Annotated in this window: 19 protein-coding genes and 1 tRNA gene; 10 read left to right on the top strand and 10 right to left on the bottom strand. The window is 69.8% G+C overall.

Annotated elements, in window-relative coordinates; translation table 11 throughout:
* Positions 1 to 128 precede the first annotated feature (128 nt).
* Positions 129 to 1,244 carry a DNA polymerase III subunit beta gene (gene dnaN, locus UA75_RS01220; protein WP_075738128.1) on the top strand — a complete coding sequence of 372 codons (1,116 nt, stop codon included), beginning with the start codon at positions 129 to 131 and terminating at the stop codon, positions 1,242 to 1,244.
* Positions 1,245 to 1,347: 103 nt separating this feature from the next.
* Here the strand turns inward: dnaN and UA75_RS01215 are convergent, their stop codons facing one another.
* Entirely contained in the window at positions 1,348 to 2,169 is an 822-nt protein-coding gene (locus tag UA75_RS01215; protein ID WP_075738126.1) for an MBL fold metallo-hydrolase, read from the bottom strand.
* A complete protein-coding gene (locus UA75_RS01210; RefSeq protein WP_083682837.1) occupies positions 2,166 to 3,044 on the bottom strand; it encodes an NUDIX hydrolase in 879 nt (292 codons plus the stop codon). Before UA75_RS01210 ends, UA75_RS01215 begins: the two co-directional genes overlap by 4 nt.
* A 32-nt stretch (positions 3,045 to 3,076) precedes the next feature.
* Here UA75_RS01210 and UA75_RS01205 point away from each other — a divergent pair, with 32 nt between their 5' ends.
* Together UA75_RS01205 and UA75_RS01200 are read left to right on the top strand one after the other, a co-directional pair.
* A complete protein-coding gene (locus tag UA75_RS01205) occupies positions 3,077 to 3,538 on the top strand; it encodes a hypothetical protein (RefSeq protein ID WP_075738124.1) in 462 nt (153 codons plus the stop codon).
* A gap of 100 nt (positions 3,539 to 3,638) precedes the next feature.
* Entirely contained in the window at positions 3,639 to 4,553 is a 915-nt protein-coding gene (locus tag UA75_RS01200) for a Gfo/Idh/MocA family protein (protein WP_075743277.1), read from the top strand.
* A gap of 30 nt (positions 4,554 to 4,583) precedes the next feature.
* On the opposite strand, the gene UA75_RS01195 is transcribed toward UA75_RS01200, so the two are convergent.
* From UA75_RS01195 to UA75_RS32400, 4 genes are read right to left on the bottom strand one after another with little or no spacing between them, the layout of a single operon-like run.
* Entirely contained in the window at positions 4,584 to 6,380 is a 1,797-nt protein-coding gene (locus tag UA75_RS01195; RefSeq protein WP_075738122.1) for a hypothetical protein, read from the bottom strand.
* A gap of 55 nt (positions 6,381 to 6,435) precedes the next feature.
* On the bottom strand, positions 6,436 to 7,050 hold the full coding sequence (locus UA75_RS01190; protein WP_075738120.1) for a hypothetical protein: 615 nt from the start codon (positions 7,048 to 7,050) through the stop codon (positions 6,436 to 6,438).
* 19 nt (positions 7,051 to 7,069) lie between these two features.
* Positions 7,070 to 7,543: a RidA family protein gene (locus UA75_RS01185; protein ID WP_075738118.1), complete on the bottom strand. Its 474-nt coding sequence runs from the start codon at positions 7,541 to 7,543 to the stop codon at positions 7,070 to 7,072.
* Between the two features lie 7 nt (positions 7,544 to 7,550).
* On the bottom strand, positions 7,551 to 7,706 hold the full coding sequence (locus UA75_RS32400; protein ID WP_157433930.1) for a DUF4177 domain-containing protein: 156 nt from the start codon (positions 7,704 to 7,706) through the stop codon (positions 7,551 to 7,553).
* A 111-nt stretch (positions 7,707 to 7,817) separates the two neighbouring features.
* Between UA75_RS32400 and UA75_RS01180 the strand changes: the two genes are divergently transcribed.
* From UA75_RS01180 to UA75_RS01170, 3 genes are all read left to right on the top strand, one after another.
* Positions 7,818 to 8,069: a hypothetical protein gene (locus UA75_RS01180; protein WP_075738116.1), complete on the top strand. Its 252-nt coding sequence runs from the start codon at positions 7,818 to 7,820 to the stop codon at positions 8,067 to 8,069.
* 107 nt (positions 8,070 to 8,176) lie between these two features.
* Positions 8,177 to 9,181: an ArsA-related P-loop ATPase gene (locus UA75_RS01175; protein WP_075738114.1), complete on the top strand. Its 1,005-nt coding sequence runs from the start codon at positions 8,177 to 8,179 to the stop codon at positions 9,179 to 9,181.
* A gap of 5 nt (positions 9,182 to 9,186) precedes the next feature.
* Complete coding sequence (locus tag UA75_RS01170; RefSeq protein ID WP_075743276.1) at positions 9,187 to 10,356, top strand: ArsA family ATPase; 1,170 nt, start codon at positions 9,187 to 9,189, stop codon at positions 10,354 to 10,356.
* Positions 10,357 to 10,385: 29 nt separating this feature from the next.
* On the opposite strand, the gene UA75_RS01165 is transcribed toward UA75_RS01170, so the two are convergent.
* Positions 10,386 to 10,688, bottom strand: a complete 303-nt coding sequence (locus tag UA75_RS01165; RefSeq protein WP_075738112.1) for a WhiB family transcriptional regulator — start codon at positions 10,686 to 10,688, stop codon at positions 10,386 to 10,388.
* Positions 10,689 to 10,951: 263 nt separating this feature from the next.
* Between UA75_RS01165 and UA75_RS01160 the strand changes: the two genes are divergently transcribed.
* On the top strand, positions 10,952 to 13,504 hold the full coding sequence (locus UA75_RS01160) for a penicillin-binding protein (RefSeq protein ID WP_075738110.1): 2,553 nt from the start codon (positions 10,952 to 10,954) through the stop codon (positions 13,502 to 13,504).
* An 85-nt stretch (positions 13,505 to 13,589) separates the two neighbouring features.
* Here the strand turns inward: UA75_RS01160 and UA75_RS01155 are convergent, their stop codons facing one another.
* Positions 13,590 to 14,351 (bottom strand): EI24 domain-containing protein, encoded by a 762-nt coding sequence (locus tag UA75_RS01155; RefSeq protein ID WP_083682836.1) that lies wholly within the window; start codon positions 14,349 to 14,351, stop codon positions 13,590 to 13,592.
* Between the two features lie 438 nt (positions 14,352 to 14,789).
* On the bottom strand, positions 14,790 to 15,260 hold the full coding sequence (locus UA75_RS01150) for a GatB/YqeY domain-containing protein (protein ID WP_075738106.1): 471 nt from the start codon (positions 15,258 to 15,260) through the stop codon (positions 14,790 to 14,792).
* A 160-nt stretch (positions 15,261 to 15,420) separates the two neighbouring features.
* Here UA75_RS01150 and UA75_RS01145 point away from each other — a divergent pair, with 160 nt between their 5' ends.
* Positions 15,421 to 16,383, top strand: coding sequence for a metallophosphoesterase (locus UA75_RS01145; protein ID WP_075738104.1), 963 nt, complete (start codon positions 15,421 to 15,423; stop codon positions 16,381 to 16,383).
* Between the two features lie 46 nt (positions 16,384 to 16,429).
* Positions 16,430 to 16,506: transfer RNA gene (locus UA75_RS01140), tRNA-Pro, on the top strand.
* A 314-nt stretch (positions 16,507 to 16,820) separates the two neighbouring features.
* Here UA75_RS01140 and UA75_RS34860 read toward each other — a convergent pair.
* Positions 16,821 to 16,943, bottom strand: a complete 123-nt coding sequence (locus tag UA75_RS34860; RefSeq protein WP_257787495.1) for a hypothetical protein — start codon at positions 16,941 to 16,943, stop codon at positions 16,821 to 16,823.
* A gap of 82 nt (positions 16,944 to 17,025) precedes the next feature.
* Between UA75_RS34860 and UA75_RS01135 the strand changes: the two genes are divergently transcribed.
* Positions 17,026 to 18,564 carry an alpha/beta hydrolase gene (locus tag UA75_RS01135; RefSeq protein WP_075743275.1) on the top strand — a complete coding sequence of 513 codons (1,539 nt, stop codon included), beginning with the start codon at positions 17,026 to 17,028 and terminating at the stop codon, positions 18,562 to 18,564.
* The last annotated feature ends 433 nt before the right edge of the window (positions 18,565 to 18,997 follow it).

Raw genomic sequence — 18,997 nt, 5'->3', positions numbered from 1 at the left:
ACAGTGTGCAGTCCGGCGCGCATCGCCGGGGCGGGCCGACGGCGCACGACGCCCGTCCGCCGGGCCAGCTCCGCACAGGTGTGGCTCGCGTGGCTCGGATCGTCGTACCTCCTGCCTAGTCTTCGCGGATGGACCTGGACCTGACCGCGCCGACCGCGAGCCTGGCCTCCGCCGTCGCCGACGTGACCAGACTGCTGCCCACCCGCGTGATCGAACCGGTGCTGACCGGGATAGTGCTGCGTGGCGACGCCGACGGCGTCACGCTCTCCGGCACCGATCGCGAGCGCGGCATCCGCCTCTGGGCGCCCGCCCTGTGTCATGTCGACGGCGAGGTCCTGGTCCCGGCCAAGCCGCTGGCCGAGACCCTGCGCACCGTCGACACCCCGGAGATCCGGCTCGTCGTCGAAGGCTCGCGGCTGGCGGTCCGCACGCCGCAGGCAAGGTTCGCGCTGCCGCTGCTCGATCTCGACACCCATCCCGGAGTGCCGGCTCCGCCTGCCCGGCTCGGCGTCGTCGCGGGCGGCGCGTTGCGGGCGGCACTCGCGCCGGTGGCCGCCGCCGCATCCCGCGACGACGCGCTGCCGGTGTTCACCGGGGTCCGCATCGCATCCGAGGGTGATCGACTCGTCCTGATGGCCAGCGATCGATTTCGGCTGGCCACGGCCCGGCTGCCGTGGCGACCGGTCGACACGACGCCGATCGACGTGCTGCTGCCCGCCAACACCCTCGCCGAGATCCTGCGACGGATCCCCGACGGTGCCGAGGTCGGGCTGCATGCCGACGAAGACCGTGCCGCGCTCACCTGGGAGCGGTCCGGTCTGATCACGGCCCTCCTCGCCACCCCGTTCCCCAGCACCGACCGTCTGCTGTCGGTGACACCCGACACCACCGCGTGGGTGGAGGCCGACGTGCTCGCAGGCGCGGTCCGGCGCGCGCTGCCCTACACCGGGCCCCACGGTCTGATCAGTCTCGAGGTCGGCGACGCCGAGCTGCGCGTGCGCGGGGTCGACTCGCAGACCGGCGAGTCGGAGGAGATGGTGAAGGCGGTCGTCGACGGCGGCAGGCCGACCCGACGTTTCCAGGCTCGCAACCTCGCCGACGGGCTCAAGGCCTTCGCAGGCGAGCAGGTCCGGCTGGCCGTGCCCGACATCGATCGGCGGGGCACGGTGCTCACCGGTGAGGCGCGGCATGACGAGGTCGAACTGACCTATCTCGTCGCGCCGTCCCGAGGCGGCGGGCACTGACCGTCGTCCGCACCGGGTGCCTGCTCGCGTAGTGGGCAGGCAGGCCAGGCGAGACCGACAGCCACGGCAACGCAGGCGCCGCCCAACCTGCCTTCCCGAGTGGTCAGCCGTGTTCTCGCAGGTACACGAGCTGCGCCTCCACCGACCACTCGGCAGCGGGCCAGAGATCCCGGTCGACGTCTGCGTAGACCAGCTCGACGACCTGACGTGCCGTCGCGTCCGGCCCGAGTTCGGCCAGCGCGGCGCGGATCTGGTCCAGTCGCCGGAGGCGATGGTCGAGGTAGGCCGAGGCGACGGCACTGACGTCCGGCAGCTCCGGTCCGTGGCCGGGCAGCCCGACCGTGCCTGCAGGCAGGTCGATCAGCCTGCGCAGCGAGTCGAGGTAGTCGACGAGGCGGCCATCGGGATGGGCCACGATCGTGGTACCCCGCCCCAGGACCGTGTCGCCGGTGAGCACCGAGTGGTCGCCTTCGATCAGCAGACAGCGGGAGTCGGAGGTGTGCCCAGGCGTCGCGAGCACGCGTAGTCGAAGGCCTGCGGCCCGCAGGAGTCGTCCGTCGTCCAGGCCGTTCTCCCCGCCTGCAAGCGGGAGGCGCAGGGCCGGATCGGCCGCGAACAGCGGCGCCCCGGTCCGCTCGGCGAAGCGCGGCGCTCCGTCGGAGTGGTCGGCATGCCGATGGGTGAGCACCACGGCGGCCACCGGCCCGGCGGCCGCGATGCGATCGAGATGATCCTCGTCGTCGGGGCCGGGATCGACCACCACGCAGTCGGCAGCACCTGGCGCCCGGAGCACCCAGGTGTTGGTTCCCGCCAAGGTCATCGGGGAGGGGTTGCGGGCCAGCAGCACGGAGGCGACCGCGGTGACGGGCCGCAACACTCCATAGGCCGCGCCGTCGGCGCAGGCTCCGCTCGTCGAGACGGTCATCTCGGCACCGTCCCGCCCGCGGAGGCCGACCCGGTTTCGACCGTCGTGGCATCCTCCCCGTAGTCGGGGTCGCCCGGCATCAGCAGCCGCAGCACGGCACCATCCCTGATGATCTTCGGAACGATGCGGTCCACCGTCCGCTCTGCGGCGAAAGCCGTCTCGACCGAGTCGCACTCGGCCAGCTCCGCAAGGACGTACCACGTCGGCGGCAGCAGGGCGATCTCCCCGGCCTCCCAGGACCGCAGCGCATCCGCCGGACGCTGCCAGCCGCCGGTGTCCGCCTCGGAGGTCGCCCAGTCGGCCCGCTGGCCGACGGGAAGAGCCGCCAGCAGGAACCGGGTGTCGTAGCGACGAGGCTCGACGATCGGAGTCACCCAGTTGGCCCACGGTCGCAGCAGATCGGCACGCAGCACCAGCCGCTCCTCGGCGAGGAACTCGGCCAGCGAGAGGTCTCGGCTCTCCAAGCAGGCCCGGTGTTCCGCATAACCGGAGGTGTCGGCGAGCAGTCGGTCGGCGGCAGGCCCGGCCAGCAGCACCCCCGTCTCCTCGAAGGTCTCCCGGACCGCCGCGCAGACCACCGCCCTGGCCAGCTCAGGCGAGCAGCCGAACCGCTGCGCCCACCAGGCTGGTTCGGGGCCTGCCCAGGCGACCGACACATCAGAGTCCCTCGGGTCGACCCGTCCGCCAGGGAAGACGCTCATGCCTGCCGCGAAGGCCATCGTGGTGACGCGGCGCAGCAGGAAGACCTCGAGGCCGGCCTGGCCGTCCCGCACCAGGACGATCGTCGCGGCGTCCCTCGGCCGGGCAGGCGGCGACGGAACGACGTCGGGCATCAATTCGGCTGGGAGGAAGAAGTCCTTGGGCAGTTCCGGCACTCCGCCACTCTATGACCCTCCATCATGGGCGGGTGAGCGAACAGATCGAGGAGATCGCGACGCCGGTGGCGAGACCGGGCGTCCGAGGGTGTCTCGGCCGGATCGCCCTGATCATCGCGGGCAGCGTGCTCGGCACGATCCTCACCGTCCTGCTCGGACTCGCGATCCTGGTGCCGTGGCGGAGCGAGAACATCGAACTGGTCGTCACCGACCCCGGGATCAGGCCGGACCCGAACACCGATTCTGCCGCCGACTCCGCGCCGAGCATGCCGACGGTCGAGCTGCGCACCGCACGCAGCCTGGTCAGCGCCACCAGCACCGTGTGGATCGGTGAGCGTCTCGGCGAGCGGGGATTCCACGGGCTCGCCATCCCGGTGCCGGTCGCGGTGGCCGAGGATCTGCGGGCGGAGCGGACCGAGACGGGACTTCGGCTGCGCGACGACGACGGCTTCGAGATCCTCGTTCCTGCCGCCTGGTGGGAGCCCGGTCGGTGAGGGCGGCGCGCACGCCGTCGCCGCGGAGCCGTCCCGAGATCGCCGAGACGACTCCCCACACGCGGTGTCGTTCGAGGACGCGGACCGGCAGGATGATGATGTGGAAGCACGAGAGCAGACGACGGATCAGCAGCTTCGGGTCGGGCTGATCGGCGCGGGCCACTGGGCCGGGGCGGTGCACGCTCCGGGCATCGCGAATCACCCCGGCACCAGACTGACCTCGGTCTGGGCGCGCAGGCCTGCCGCCGCCGCCGAGATCGCGGGGCTCTACTGCGCCGAGGTCGCCGACGACCCTGCCGCGCTGTTCGACTCGGTCGACGCGGTCGCCTTCGCGGTGCCGCCGGACGTGCAGGCCGAACTGGCGGAGAGTGCGGCGCGACGCGGCAGGCATCTCATCCTGGAGAAGCCGCTCGCCACGTCGCTGGCCGCCGCCGAGCGGCTCGCCGACGCCGCGTACGACAACGACCTCGCAACGCTCGTGTTGCTGACCAGGCGATTCGCGCCGGACGTCCGGTCCTGGCTCGGCGAGATCGCGGAGCTTCCCGGCTGGCAGGGCGGCTCGGTCCGCTGGCTCTCCGGCGGCCTGCTCAACGATCGCTTCGCAGGCTCACGCTGGCGCCATGCCGAAGACGGCGGGCTGCTCGACATCGGACCGCACGCGGTCGACCTGATCGACGCGGCGCTGGGGCCGGTCACCGGCGTCGCTGCCGCGCACCGCACGCCTGCGGGGTTGTGGCAGCTCGTCCTCGAGCACCAGAGCGGTGCGAGCAGCACCGCGTCCCTGTCGCTGCACACCCCGGTGCGCCCGTCCATCAACGAGCTCACGGTGTTCGGCGAACACGGCCACCGCGAGTTCCGGGGCACCACCATGGAGCCCGCGACCAGCTACGCGGCGCTGCTCGACGACTTCGTGGCGATGGTGCACAGCGGGCTGCACGAACACCCCTGCGACGTGCGCAGGGGCCTGCATCTGCAACGCATCCTCGCGTCGGCGCGGGAACTGGCCCACGCCTGAGCCCGGCGACCCGGCTGGAGGCGTCTCCCCTCAGTTCGGCGCCTGGAAGGGCGGGTAGCCGTTGTTCGGTCGGTGCGGCACGCCTGCGGTCGCCGTATGGGAGATGCCGTCCATCCCGGTGATCCGCGTGATCGGACCGGTCTGCTCGACGTTGCTCACGGCGTGCCTGCGTCCGGAGGACGTCGAGGAGCCGCCGTGCTCCGCCGACGGCTCCTCGCTGGAGCCGCCCTGCTCACGCTGCGCGAGTTCCTCGTGCAGCTTGCGCAGGAGATCACGTTCCTTCTCCGTCAGTTTGGAGTCCGCACCGCCGTTCGAGTCCGCGCCGCCGTCGGCGGACTCCGCCTCAGCGGGCCCGGTGTTCCAGGGCCCGGCGCTCGACGAGTCGGCGCCCGGGTCGGACTCGACGGGGTCGTCTGCGAAGGGCCGCTCCACGCCGGGAGAACGAGCCGGGTCTCCGGTGAAGTCGACGACGGACCCCGAGTCGGCCGCGACGTCGGAGTCCCGATCCGTCAAGGTCTCGGCGGTGGAGAAGGTCCGGGTCGGCTCGTCGCTCATCGCACCGGAGGCGCTCCCGGCGGGTTCGTCGACGAGTTCCGGCCCGGTGTCCGGCGTGACGACCGACGGCTGCCGCCGAGCCCAGGACGACCTGCGCGACCGGGTCTCGACCACGGCGTCGGGGCCGTCGAATCCGTCGATCTCTGCGTCGGAGACGCCTGCCTCGTCCGGTCTCGGCAGCCGAACGACCTCGGCGACCACATCGGCCGCATCGTCGACGTCGGCCGCGACATCGACGACGGGCTCCACGGCCACGGAGCGTTCATCGACGTCGTTCGACGCGGCGGGGTCCGGTCTCGGCGCGGTACGGGGCATCCAGGACGGTCGATCGGCACCACCGCCGTCGTCATCGGCTGCCTCGGCCCCGCCGCTCTCGGAGTTTCCGGCGGAGCGGGAGGACTCCCGAGGAGACTCCATCACCTGATCCGCGGTGGCGGCGGACCGCGTGGACCGACGAGAGGACCAGTCGGTGCCCCGAGATCCGGTGGTGGAACGCCAGTGCGAGTCGCCCGTGCTGCGGTTCGGCGACTCCGCGTCCGACGGGTACGGCGGCGCCGGGGGCGCGGGCGCGACGGCGGGCTCGGCTGCCACGTAGCTCCTCGGCGACGCGGCGGCGGACGGTCCCGGCCCGACGGCGGGGGTGGGCAGCGGAACCTCGACGGCGGCGGACAACGCCTGCGCGTGATAGTCCGAGAGCCCGCTGCCCTCTCGCCAGGTGTCGACGATCGCCGACACGCCGAGATCCAGCAGCTCCTGGCTCAGCAGAAACGCCAAGGCGTGCGGAAACCCAGACCGCCCCACCTCGGCCAGCACCACCCGTTGCGTCCCGCCCGCAGGCGTGGGTCCGGCGGGGGTCAGTCGAGAGACACAGCGCACCCAGTTCAGGGCAGGCAGCCTGCCCGCAAGCCGGGAGAGGACCTCGGTCAGCTCGGCGATCGGCTCGGACTCCGAGGTGAACCGGTGCTGAGTCGACGGAAGCTGTTCCATGAGGTTCAGCCGTGCGGCCAGCGCAGGAGGAGACCGGACCTCGACCAGCAACGAGGACAGCTCGTCGCGCTCCGGAATGGTCACGGGCACCGCGCCCGCCACCAGACAACCCGTCAGGAAGTCGGTCGCGCGATCGAACTCGCCGAGGGCGAGCAGCTCGCGAGCACGCACGAGGGCGTCGTCGTCGATGCGCCCCGCCATCGCGAGTAACAGGTCGTGGATGCGGCTCGACACGTCCAGCGCCTGGCCGCCGAGCCCCTCCCTGGTCAGCGAGGTGTCAGCCATGCCGGATCTCTCCTTCCGCCCCGCCGGGCAACGACGGGTATCGAGCGTGAGCTGCTCAAGCGTGGGTCAAACGCGCCGGTCCGGTCAGGACCACCTCGGAGTCGGCCCAGGCGGCCCGGTGATAGGAGGGCAGCCGCTGCTCCGGCAGCGCCACCTCCACACAGGGGTCGTGCTCGCCGAGCGCCCGCAGCACTCGCTGCAGCTCGGCGGTCAGCCGGACGTGCTCGGCGGCGGCGCTGACCAGCAGCACCCGACGAGGATCATCCGCCGGTTCTCCGGTCATCCGCCACGTAGAACGCACCTCGCCGATGCTGGCCCGACCGCGCAGCACCGCACCGAGCACGACGGCGGCCGAGTCGCCCGCGTTCGTGCCCGACGGCGTGACGGAGGTGAATCGGAAGTTGGTCTGCGGCTCGGATTCGAGGGAGAGCACGCCTGCCAACAGGGCAGGCGAGGCTCCGGCAGGCACCAGCGCCTCGGTCAGCAGCCGGTGTTCCTCGGCGGTCAGACCGATCCGATCGTGCAACAGTGTCCGGGGCAGGGCACGGGCGATCACCGCCTCGGCGCCGCCGTCCAACCAGTCCCGGTATCGCCAGAGCTCGTCGTCGTCCAGCCTGCCTGCCAACCGGAACAGCAGCTCATGGCACAGCGTCTGGGGCGTCCCCACCACCGGGTTTCTCCGTTCAGGTTCAGGCGACTTCGACGATGATCTCGACCTCGACCGGGGCGCCCAGCGGAAGCTCGGCCACCCCGACCGCCGATCTCGCGTGGCCGCCGGTCTCGGGGAACACCTCGCCGAACAACTCTGAGGCTCCGTTGATCACTGCGGGCTGGCCGGTGAAGCCCTCGGCCGACGCGACGAAGCCGACGACCTTGACGACCCGGACAACCGAGTCGAGTCCCACCAGTGCATGCACGGCGGCCAGCGCGTTGAGCCCACAGGTCCTCGCGTAGGCCTTGGCCTCCTCCGGACTGACCTCGGCGCCGACCTTGCCGGATGCCTGGAGCGATCCGTCCACCAGCGGCAGCTGGCCGGAGGTGTAGACCTGCGAACCGGATCGCACGGCGGGCACGTAGGCCGCCACCGGCGCCGCGACGGGCGGCAGCTCGATGCCGAGTTCGGCCAGACGTGCCGTCCAGGACTGCCGATGCTGCTCGGTCACCCGACCATCACCCCTTCGGTCGCTTGAGATAGGCGACGAGTTGCTCACCGGTCGGGCCGGGCAGAACCGTCACCAGCTCCCAGCCGTCCGCGCCCCACTGATCAAGAATCTGCTTGGTCGCGTGGATCAGGAGCGGGACCGTGGCGTACTCCCACTTTGTCATTGACGGAGGGTATCTGTTGATCCGAGCTCGCGGTGCCCTCCCCACGAATGGGTGTATCGACACGGCCGTTCGGACGCGTTGCGGCGTCTCGCATCCGGCTAGCGTTGAGGAGTGGAGACGTGGCGGATCATTGCGACCGGACTCATGGTGGTCGGGGGCCTGATCTTGGTGCTGGTAGCCATGGCCCAGGCACGGGATCGACGAGGCAGTACGCGGATCGACGTGCTGCGAGCTGGGGGAATCTCGCTCGCCCTCCTCGCGGTCTGCGTGGCTCTGGTCGCCACCGTGCTGTCGCCGACCTTCGCCTGGGGACTCGTCGCGGCCACCGCGATCGCCGTGACGGTGATCACGCTCGCCGAGTAGCCGATGCCCTGATCGACGACTGAAACCTCACCAACAGGCGAGACACGAGTCAGGGAAAGGGACGCACACGTTCCCGACCCACTGCCCGACCCCCTTAGGCTGACCGCGTGAGGGCGTCGACCGCCGGATGGACAGAGCAGCTTGCCCGAGTCCGACTGCACGTGATCACCGGTAAAGGTGGCACGGGCAAGACGACGGTGGCGGCTGCCCTCGCCCTCGCACTGGCCGACCGAGGCCGCCGGGTGCTGCTCGTGGAGGTCGAGGACCGACAGGGCATCGCGGGCGTCTTCGGAACGCCGCCCCTGCCTTACTCCGAAGAGCACCTCGCGACCGGCCCCGGCGGCGGCGAGGTCCTCGCGCTGGCCATCGACGCCGAGGCCGCGCTGCTCGAGTACCTCACGATGTTCTACAACATGGGGTTCGCCGGTCGGACGCTGCGCAGGATGGGCGCGGTGGAGTTCGCGACCACCCTCGCGCCCGGTCTCCGTGACGTGCTGCTCACCGGGAAGATCAAGGAATGCGTGCGTCGGATCGACGAGCGCGGACGACACGTCTACGACACAGTGGTGGTGGACGCGCCGCCGACCGGACGAGTGGTCAAGTTCCTCGACGTCACTCGGGCGATGGCGGACCTGGCGAAGGTCGGCCCGATTCGAAGCCAGAGCGACGGCGTGGTGCGACTGCTGCACTCCGGCGACACCGCGGTGCACCTGGTGAGTCTCTTGGAGGAGCTTCCCGTGCGCGAGACCCTGGAGGCGGTGGCGGAACTCGACGCCGCAGACCTCCGGCCGGGTGCCGTGCTGGTCAACCGGGTGCGTCCGCCTCGGCTGCCTGTCCGATCGATCACGGCGGCGGCAGGCGGCCGGGTCGATCCCGCCAGAGTGCGCGCCGGACTCGAATCGGCCGGGCTGAACCTGGACGAGGCGACCATCGAGGATCTCGTGGCGGAGACGATCGAACACGCGATCGGCGTGCAGTCCGCGACCAGGGCGCGGCTCGAGCTCGAACAGCCCGACCTTCCGACGCTCGAACTGCCCGAGTTCACCGACGGGATCAACCGGACGACGCTGTTCGAGCTGGCCAGGGCACTGCGAGACCAGGGAGTTCGGTGAATCAGATGCCGGACGCACCGCAAAGAGGACCGCGCCGCCGCCCACCGGGGCTGGCCGTCGACTCCTTGATCGACGATCCGGCGACGACGGTGCTGGTCTGCTGCGGCTCGGGTGGGGTCGGCAAGACCACGACCGCTGCGGCGCTGGCGCTGCGCGCGGCCGACCGAGGGCGACGGACGGTGGTGCTGACCATCGACCCGGCGCGCAGGCTCGCCCAGTCACTCGGGCTGAAGGAGCTGTCCAACCAGCCCAGACAGGTACGCATCCCCGGCTACCAGCCCCGCGGCGAACTGCACGCGATGATGCTGGACATGCGGCGCACCTTCGATGACATGGTGCTCGCCCACGCAGGCCGAGAGCGGGCCGACGCCATCCTGACCAACCCGTTCTATCAGACGATCTCCACGTCCTTCTCCGGTACGCAGGAGTACATGGCGATGGAGAAGCTGGGCCAGCTCACCCAGGACGGCTCCTGGGATCTGATCATCGTCGACACGCCGCCGAGCCGCTCGGCACTGGACTTCCTCGACGCTCCACAACGGCTGTCCACGGTGCTGGACGGCAAGCTCATCAGGCTGCTCTCCGCGCCCGCCAGGGCAGGCGGGCGCGGTATCCGCAGACTGGTCGGCGCGGGGTTCTCGCTCTTCAGCAAGGCGGTGTCCACCGTCGTCGGTGGTCAACTCCTCGCCGATGCCTCCGCATTCGTCCAGGCATTCGACAGTATGTTCGGCGGTTTCCGCGAACGTGCCGAACACACCTACCGCACGCTGCGGTCACCTGGGACGGCGTTTCTGGTGATCGCCACTCCCGAACCGGACGCGTTGCGGGAGGCCTCTTATTTCGTGGACCGGCTCGCGGGCGAACAGATGCCGCTCGCAGGCCTGGTGATCAATCGAACCCATCCGATCATCGCGAGTCTGCCCGCGACGACCTCGCTGTCGGCCGCCGACGACCTGGCGCGGCAGAACAGCAGCCCGCTGGCCGAAGCCGTGCTCCGGCTGCACGCGGACCGCGTGGCGCTGGCCGAGCGTGAGCTGCGGCTGCTGTCCCGCTTCACCAAGTCACACCCCGAGGTGGCCGTCGTCGGTGTCCCCGCGCTTCCCGACGACGTGCACGATCTCACCGGTCTTCATGAGATCGGCAACCGACTGGCCTCGGCCGAGTCCGCAGGCTGACGTCGTGGCGACGCCGAGCCCGAACGGACCTACGAGACCTGGTACTCCTCCATGTCGGAGTGATTGCGTCGCGCTTCCTGAAGCAGCTCCGCCCACGAGAGGACGTCGGGACGGCGCCGGAGCAGCGCACGCCGCTCGCGTTCCGTCATCCCGCCCCAGACACCGAACTCGATCCGGTTGTCCAGCGACTCGGCCAGACATTCAGTACGTACCGGACAGCCGAGGCAGACCAGCTTGGCCTTACGCTGTTCCGCTCCACGTACGAACAACTGGTCCGGGTCCTCGTCGCGGCACGCCGCCTTGATCCGCCAGTCCCCCTGGTCGAACATCATGTCCCCCAGCTCCTACCGTCTTCCGACTCTTTAGGGCACCCCCCGGCACCCGCTGTGAGCAACGTTCCACATCAGTGTCACGTTCTGCGTTTCCCTGTCGTGAGACGTTGACGGACTGTAGAGCCCGCCGGTTCCATCTAAATCACCGGGTACCTCAACAATTACTCAAGGTAACTCACAGTGGCACCCTTAGTCATCTATTCGGGTGGCATGCGCTCGTTGGTCCATTAGCACACCGCCCGTACCGCAGTACTGTTGGGTCCGTGCACCTCAGGACTCGGCTCCTCAAGCTCCTCGGCTTCTGTGCGTTGGCAGGCGTGCTGACGGCGGGTGTGCTGTTTCCCGTGGCAGGCGGCCTGGGCATGGTGTCCAATCAGGCCAGTAACACGGTGGACAGCATCTCGGCCGACCTGGTCAGCACCGACCCGCCGCTGCTCACCACGATCACCGATTCCGACGGCGCCGAGATCGCCTACCTCTTCGATCAGTACCGCGTGATCGTCGAACCGCACGAGATCGCGGACACGATGAAGGCCGCGATCGTGGCAGTCGAGGACCAGCGCTTCTACGACCACGAGGGCGTCGACTGGCGCGGGACGATCCGGGCGGCCATCACGAATCAGATGGAGGGGTCGATCGCGCAGGGCGGGTCGACGCTCACCCAGCAGTACGTGAAGAACTATCTGGTGCATGTCGTGTCCAACGGCAATCCGGCACAACAGGCGAAGTCGCAGGAACAGACGCCCGCTCGCAAGCTGCGGGAGATCAGGATCGCGCTCCAGCTCGAACAGCACCTGAACAAAGAGGAGATCCTCGCCGGATATCTGAACGTCGTGCCGTTCGGCAACCAGACCTACGGGATCGCCGCCGCCGCACAGACCTACTTCAACACCACCGCCGATCAGCTGACCATCGCCCAGTCCGCGATGCTCGCGGGCATCGTGAACAGCCCCGGCGCGCTCAATCCCGGCACCGCCCCCGAGGAGGCGTTGGTCCGGCGCAACGTCGTGATCGAGCTGATGGCCGCGCAGGGCAGGATCACTCCCGAGGAGGAGCAGGCGGCGCTCGCCGAGCCGCTCGGGCTGGCCGAACCACTGGGCAGGCCGCCGAACGACTGCGTGGGCGCCGGTCCCAACGACGGCTTCTTCTGCGAGTACGTCCTGGACTATCTGCAGCGGGCGGGCTTCTCGAAGGACCAGCTCAGACGCGGTGGCTACACCATCCGCACGACGCTGGACCAGGCCGCGAACGACGGGGCCAAGGAGTCCGCGATGCGGGAGGTCCCCAAGGACACGCCCGGCATCGCCAACGTCATGGCGATCGTGGAGCCCGGTACCGAGAGCCACAAGGTCCGCGCGCTGGTAGCCAATCGCGATTACGGGCTCGATCTGGAGTCGGGCGAGACGATGTACGCCCTGCCCAGCGACATGACCAAGTTCGGCGCGGGCTCGATCTACAAGGTGTTCACCACGGCCGCCGCCCTGGAGAAGGGCATGGGAATCTACAACGAGGTGGAGGCACCGCAGACCTACACCGCGATGACCTACATCAACAACGGCGACGGATACACGGTCTCCAATTACGGTGAGAACGGCTATCCCGCCGCGATGTCCCTGCAGGACGCGCTGGCGCAGTCTCCCAACACGTCGTTCGTGATGTTGCAGGAACGCGTGGGCCTGGACGCGTCGATCGACATGGCCGAACGGCTGGGCATGCGCGAGGGCATGGCGGGGGTGAACCACCGAGGCGATCCGGTCGACATCGACGCCGAGACCGAAGACCGGAACATGTCGCAGGGCGACTTCCTCAAGAAGCACAACATGGGAGCCTTCACCCTCGGCTTCACTCCGACGAGCGTGCTGGAGCTGGCGAACGTGTCCGCCACGATCGTCAGCGGCGGCGTGTGGTGTCCGCCCTCGCCGATCGAGGAGGTCCTCGATCGCTCCGGCAATCCGGTTCCGATCACCGAGGCGCCCTGCGAACAGGCCGTCGACGAGAAGCTGTCCGACGGACTGTTCCACGGACTCGCCAAGGACCATACGGACGGCACCGCCACCACCGCAGCCAACGCGGTCGACTGGACGCGCCCGATGATGGGCAAGACCGGCACCGCGCAGGACTATTACTCCGCCGGTTTCATCGGGGCCACCCCGCAGATGGCGGGCGCGGTCCTGACCTTCAACGACGGCCGGGAGATCCAGGGCATCTGCGACGGCGAGCCGCCTCGGCTGTGCGGGGGCGGCGGGAACATCTTCGGCGGTCGTGTCCCGGCGAGGACCTGGTTCTCGGCGATGACGCCGATTCACGAGTCGCTTCCGGTCGCCGAACTTCCCGAGCTCGACCCGAGGTACGCCGACGGCGGCGGGGACTCGCATGCCCCCGACGTGGTCGGCATGGACTCCGGTGAGGCCAGGAGGGTCCTGGAGGAGGCTGACTTCTCGGTCTCTGAGCAGTCGGTCGACGACGCACAGCCTCGGGGCATCGTGATCAGTCAGTCGCCGCAGGGCTTCGCGATGCCGGGAGACACCATCACCATCTCGGTCAGCACCGGCCGGGCGTCGGAGTCGGCCGAGACACCGCCCTCGCAGGGCGCCGGACCGAGTACGCCGCCGGGCAGCGCCCCGCCGCCCACGCAGCCGCCGGGCGGCGGTGACGGCGGACAACCGCCACAGCCACCGCCGCCGAGCGCGCCGCCACCTCCGCCGCCGCCCCCGACGCAGCCGCCGCAACCACCGGAGCAGCCGCCCCCTGGCGAGCCGCCGCCCGACATCGACCCGCCGGGCGACCAGCCGCCGGCGCAGGGCCCGGACGGGTGACGATGGACGGCGCCGCCCGAGCAGGCGACCCGACTACGGCAGGCGGGTGACGGTCGCACCGACTGAGCCCGGCGGCCCTGGAGTCTCAGGCGGCGACGGTCTCCTCGTCCAGCAGCGTGCGGGCGAGGACCGTCCCGCCTGCCAGCGCCGCCGGAGTGACGATCAGCGCGGCGAAGGGGATCAGCATCAGCAGGTAGTTGGGCAGGCCGAAGCCGAGGGCGAGCATCCGCCGTCGTCGCATCGTCCGGCGGCAGTCCACCAGACCGATGCCCCGTCGGCCCATGGGCAGCGAGGTGATCTCCAGCGCGAGCAGCCAGGAGCCCACCAGGACCGCCAGCAGCGGGACGATCAGGCCGAGGATCGGGATGAAGCCGAGGCACAGCAGGACGACGGCCCAGATCAACGAGCGCAGCAGCATCCGAAGGGCGTCGCCGAGGCCTGCGACCAGGGAGCTGAACCAGCCGGTCTGCGACTCGCCGACGTCCCCGCCCAGTTGCTCGTCGATCTCCTCGGAGATCGACTCGTAGATCGGTCCGCCGATCAGAAGCGTCACCGTCAGGAACATGGTCTGGGCCAGCGCGATGACGGCGGCGAAGGCGACGATCCCGACGGTGATCCGCGTCAGCGACCGCAGCGGCTCACCCCAGCCGTCTGCGAACGGGGTCAGCCAGGCGGTGATGTCGCCGCTGAAGATCACGAGTGTGATCAACAGGGCGAGGTAGAGAAGCGATGTCAGCAGGGCGGGCACGGCGCCTCGAAGCAGATGGCGGCGTGAGCTGAAGATGAGCGCGTAGCCGCGACCTGCGATTCCCAGGCCGGTGAACGCGTCTCGCACAGGGCGGATCACGGGCGGAAGACTATGTCAGTGATCGTCTGATGCGTATCAAGACGAGAACCTCGGCGATCAGACATCGACGCGCGGCAGGTCCGGCCGCGCACTGAGCCGCGGGCAGGCCGCCGACGGGTCCCGGACGGCCCCGCCCGACCGGCAGCAGCTCACCGCAGGACGCGGTGCCCGCCGCCGGCCGGCCCCGACGGTTCGCTGAGGCCACGATCGCCGACGCATCGCGTGCGACCGTTCCACTCCCCGGCTGCAGTACACAGGCGAGCACGTTTCGGACGGCCCCGGCCTGCAGACGACTACGTCGTCGGAGTCCTGCGCATCGAAGCGAAGCCCGGTGCCCGGGGCCGTTCGGCCGCCTGCGAGCGGGAAGGACGCCGCCGACGTGGTCGTCCGGCGGCCGAGCTCGGCGTCATCCGCGACAGCGTCGGTCCATCGCGAAGGTCAGCCCTGGAGCAGTGCTCGCACCGCTGCGGCCACCCGACCGCCGTCGGCCCTACCCGCCGACTTCGCCGAGGCGATCTTCATCACCTGGCCCATCTGACGCTGGCCAGGACGCTCGCCGAGCGCCTCGGTGACCTCCGCCACCGCCTGCTCGGCGATGACGGCGAGTTCGGCGTCATCGAGCTGGGCAGGCAGATAACGACGCAGCACCTCGCCCTCGGCGCGCTCGGTCTCGGCCTTCTCGGAGCGCCCGGCCGCCGCGAAGGCCTCGGCTGCCTCATCGCGCTTCTTGGCCTCCTTGGCAAGGACCTTGAGCACCTCGTCGTCGGTCAGTTCTCTCGCGTTCTTCCCCGCGACCTCCTCGGTGGTCACCGCCGTGAGCGCCATCCGCAGGGTGGACACCACGAGGGCTTCTCGTGCCTTCATCGCGGTGACGAGCTCCGCCCTCAGTCGTGCTTTCAGCTCTGCCATGGGGAAGAACCTATCGGTCGGGCCTGCGCGCTGCTCACGAGTTCCGCCCGAGCCTCGACCGCTCTGGGCCCGCAGTGCGGGTCGCGACCGAGGCGAGTGGCTGCTTCGCCGGGACGCCGGGATTCGGCGTCGCCGCGTCGAGCCTTCTAGGCTGAGCGGGATGAACACCATCGGCCGCACCCTGATCGGGACCGCAGCGCTCGGCGTCGCCACCCTCGGTTATGCCGTCGGAATCGAGCGCAGAGCGTGGGCCCTCCGGCACGCGACGCTGCCAGTCCTGTCCCCCGGCGCACGACCACTCCGCGTCCTGCACATCTCCGACCTGCACATGATGCCGAACCAGCAGTCGAAGCAGCGGTGGGTGGCCGCGCTCGACGAACTGGAGCCGGACCTCGTGGTCAACACCGGGGACAACCTGGCACATCAGGCGGCGGTGCCCTCGGTGCTGCGTGCGTTGGGCCCGCTGTTGAATCGACGTGGCGTCTTCGTCTTCGGCAGCAACGACTATTACGCACCGAAGCCGAAGAATCCCGCGCGTTATCTGCTTCCCGCCCGAACGGCGAAGCGCATTCACGGCGTGCCGCTGCCGTGGCGCGACCTCCGGGCGGCTCTCACCGAGCGCGGCTGGCTCGACCTGACGCACCGAAGGCGCACCTTCAGCGTGCAGAGCAACACGATCGTGGCGGCCGGCGTGGACGATCCGCACCTTCGGCGGGACCGCTACGCCGACATCGCGGGCATCCCCGACCCGAAGGCGAGGCTTCGGCTGGGCGTGACCCACTCGCCGGAGCCGCACGTCCTGGACTCCTTCGCCGCCGACGGCTACGACCTGGTCCTTGCCGGGCACACCCACGGCGGCCAGCTGCGCATTCCCGGTTACGGGGCGCTAGTCACCAACTGCGGGATCGACCGATCGCGGGCCCGAGGGGTCTCTCGGTGGGGTGCACACACCTGGCTGAACGTCTCCGCAGGTCTGGGCACTTCGCCCTACGCTCCGGCGCGGTTCGCGTGCAGGCCGGAAGCGAGTCTGCTGACCCTCGTGCCCCGTGAGTCCCCCGACCATCCGAGCGTCCGAGCAACCCAGGTACCTGCCGGTTTCGGAAGTGGGCAGGACATCAGCTAGACTGTGTCTCGTCGAACGATGACCCCCTGGGAAATCGTGCGGCGGGCGGGGTGTGGCGCAGTTTGGTAGCGTGCTTCGTTCGGGACGAAGAGGTCGCAGGTTCAAATCCTGTCACCCCGACCAGCCGAAAGGCCAGGTCAGAGCATAGATGAGGGCGGGTCCGCTGCATGCGGACCCGCCCTTGTTCTGTCTCTAGGAGAAGTCTGAGAGACAGGTCCGGCCTTCGCCCCTCATTTCGTCTGGAGAAGGCCGTCCAGGACGAACACGAGCCGTGGAATGCACTCCGTCCTATGAGCCGCCGTCCCTCGCGTTGTCGGTCGGCTCAGCGCCGACGGCCAGGCACCGGGGCTGCGGCCGAGGCGTTCCCCGCCGATCGCACTCCTGCGGCGATCAAGGGCGCCGGAAGCAGCCGTTGGCCGACGGCAGGAACATCGCGATCACGGCAGCGGGCCCGCGAGCAGGTGGACGACCCGGACCACGGTGAAGAGGTCGCCTAGCGGGCCTGCGGGCCCGACGGCCTCGGCCAGGGGCTCCCCACGGCGCTCGGTCCGGTGTGCCACGCAGGCGTGCCGACCTTGACTATGCCCCAGCGTCACGGTGTGCAGTGCCGGCAGCAGAACCGACTGTCAGGAGTGTGAACACGTGAATCGAAGACGTGCTGTCGGCCGAGGAACGACCGTGCTGGCCGTGCTCGGACTCACCGGGACGTTGGTCGGGGTGCCTGCGGTGGCCGCCGAGCCGGGTGATGAGCGGACGACGCAGCTGCAGTGGGGTACGTGTCCCGAGGATGTTCCGGACGATCTGGCGCAGTTGCAGTGCGCCACCGTGCCGGTGCCCCTGGACTACAGCGACCCCGACGGTGAGCAGATCGAGATCACGATCTCCCGGCTGGCCAGTGCGAACCCGGACAAGCGACGCGGCGTCCTGCTGCTGAACCCCGGCGGTCCCGGCGGGTCCGGCCTGGACCTGCCCCTGCTCCTCACCTCTCAGGGTCTGCCCGCCGGCGTCATGGACAGCTACGACCTGATCGGCATGGACACCAGAGGGATCGGGCACTCGGCGCCGGTGAGCTGCGGCTTCACCGACGATCAGGAGTACAACGCCAACATCCCGCCGTATGCGGTGGACGAGGCGGCGGTCGTCGATCAGGCGAGGATCGCCCAGGGCGTCGCCGAGCAGTGCGCCGCGAACGACGACGAAGGACGACTCCGGCACCTGTCGACGGCGAACAAGGCCCGTGACCTGGACCAGATCCGGGCCGCGCTCGGCGAGGAGAAGGCCAGCTTCCTCGGGTTCTCCTACGGGACCGCGCTGGGCGCGGCGTACGCCTCGATGTTCCCGGCGACTGCGGACCGGGTCGTGCTCGACAGCAACATCGGCGACACCCACCTCGACCACGACGGCATGCGCCGATTCGCCCTGGGGATGGAGGAGACGTTCCCGGACTTCGCGAACTGGGCCGCCGCCCGGCACGACAGCTACGGCCTGGGCAGCACGCCCGAGGAGGTCCGCGAGACCTACTTCACCCTCGCCGAACGACTCGACGAGACCCCGATGCCCGGGCTGGACGGCAGCTTCTTCCGGCTCTTCGCCTTCGTCACGCTCTACGACGAGTCGTCGTACGGCACGACGGCGCAGGCCTGGCAGTCGCTGCTCGAATCCGGTGACGCGACGCAGGCCGCGCAGGCTTTGCGCGACGCCGAGGAGATCGTGCCTGCGGTCGGTCTGCAGGCAGGCACGGCGGCGACCTCGGAGAATGACAACAACTTCTCGGTCTTCCTCGCGGTGACCTGCAACGACGTCGAATGGCCCGAGGACGTCGAGACCTACCAGCGCGCCGTCGCAGAAGACCGCGAGCAGCACCCGCTCTACGGCGCGGCCGCCGCCAACATCACGCCCTGCGCCTACTGGCAGGAACCGCTCGAACCGCCGGTGGCAGTCAACGACGACGGCCCCACCAACGTCCTCATCGTGCAGAACCAACGCGACCCGGTCACCCCGCTGCGCGGCGGCGAACTCCTCGACGAGAAGTTCGGCGACCGATCCCGACTCGTCAGCGTCAACGGAAGCGGCCACGGCGTCTACGTCCTCGGCGACAACCCCTGCGCACTCAACATCACCACGAAATACCTCGTCGACGGCACGATGCCCCAGAAGAACCTGACCTGCGACGCGGCCTGAACCGCAGGCGGCGGAACACGCCGCCACACCACGGAGCAGCGGACCAAGACGTGCGGGGTGCGATGAGATGGCCGAGCTCGTCTCACCCCGCACGGGGTGCCTGCGGCTCGCATCCGCCGCCTGCTGCCCGACCGGCCCGAACGGCCCGGATGACGACGTCGCGCTGTCGGCACCGTGGCCTCGAACGACGGCGGCGGGAGCAGTCGCAGCGACCGGCTGATCACCGCGAACGCGATCACGGCGACCATCACTCGATCACAGCCGCCGGACCCATCACCCTGCGACCGTGTCGAACCCCCGGCACCACGGGCTTCGCCGACGTCGACGACTCATCAGACACCTGCCGCTGCGCAGAGACGTCCACGAGGGTTCTGATCACGACAGATCACGATCAAGCGCGTGCGACGCTCGCCACGCCGAATCCGCCTTCCGT

Source organism: Actinoalloteichus sp. GBA129-24, assembly GCF_001941645.1.
Classification (GTDB): Bacteria; Actinomycetota; Actinomycetes; order Mycobacteriales; family Pseudonocardiaceae; genus Actinoalloteichus_A; species Actinoalloteichus_A fjordicus.
The sequence above is the reverse complement of the archived record's forward strand: the minus strand, read 5'-3'. Positions and strand labels throughout refer to the sequence as shown.

Bases quoted from the DNA above. Each gene is read 5' to 3' on its own strand.
- dnaN (WP_075738128.1), top strand. From the start codon at position 129: ATGGACCTGGACCTGACCGCGCCGACCGCGAGCCTGGCCTCCGCCGTC.
- UA75_RS01215 (WP_075738126.1), bottom strand. From the start codon at position 2,169: ATGACCGTCTCGACGAGCGGAGCCTGCGCCGACGGCGCGGCCTATGGA.
- UA75_RS01195 (WP_075738122.1), bottom strand. From the start codon at position 6,380: ATGGCTGACACCTCGCTGACCAGGGAGGGGCTCGGCGGCCAGGCGCTG.
- UA75_RS32400 (WP_157433930.1), bottom strand. From the start codon at position 7,706: ATGACAAAGTGGGAGTACGCCACGGTCCCGCTCCTGATCCACGCGACC.
- UA75_RS01170 (WP_075743276.1), top strand. From the start codon at position 9,187: ATGCCGGACGCACCGCAAAGAGGACCGCGCCGCCGCCCACCGGGGCTG.
- UA75_RS01165 (WP_075738112.1), bottom strand. From the start codon at position 10,688: ATGATGTTCGACCAGGGGGACTGGCGGATCAAGGCGGCGTGCCGCGAC.
- UA75_RS01150 (WP_075738106.1), bottom strand. From the start codon at position 15,260: ATGGCAGAGCTGAAAGCACGACTGAGGGCGGAGCTCGTCACCGCGATG.
- UA75_RS01145 (WP_075738104.1), top strand. From the start codon at position 15,421: ATGAACACCATCGGCCGCACCCTGATCGGGACCGCAGCGCTCGGCGTC.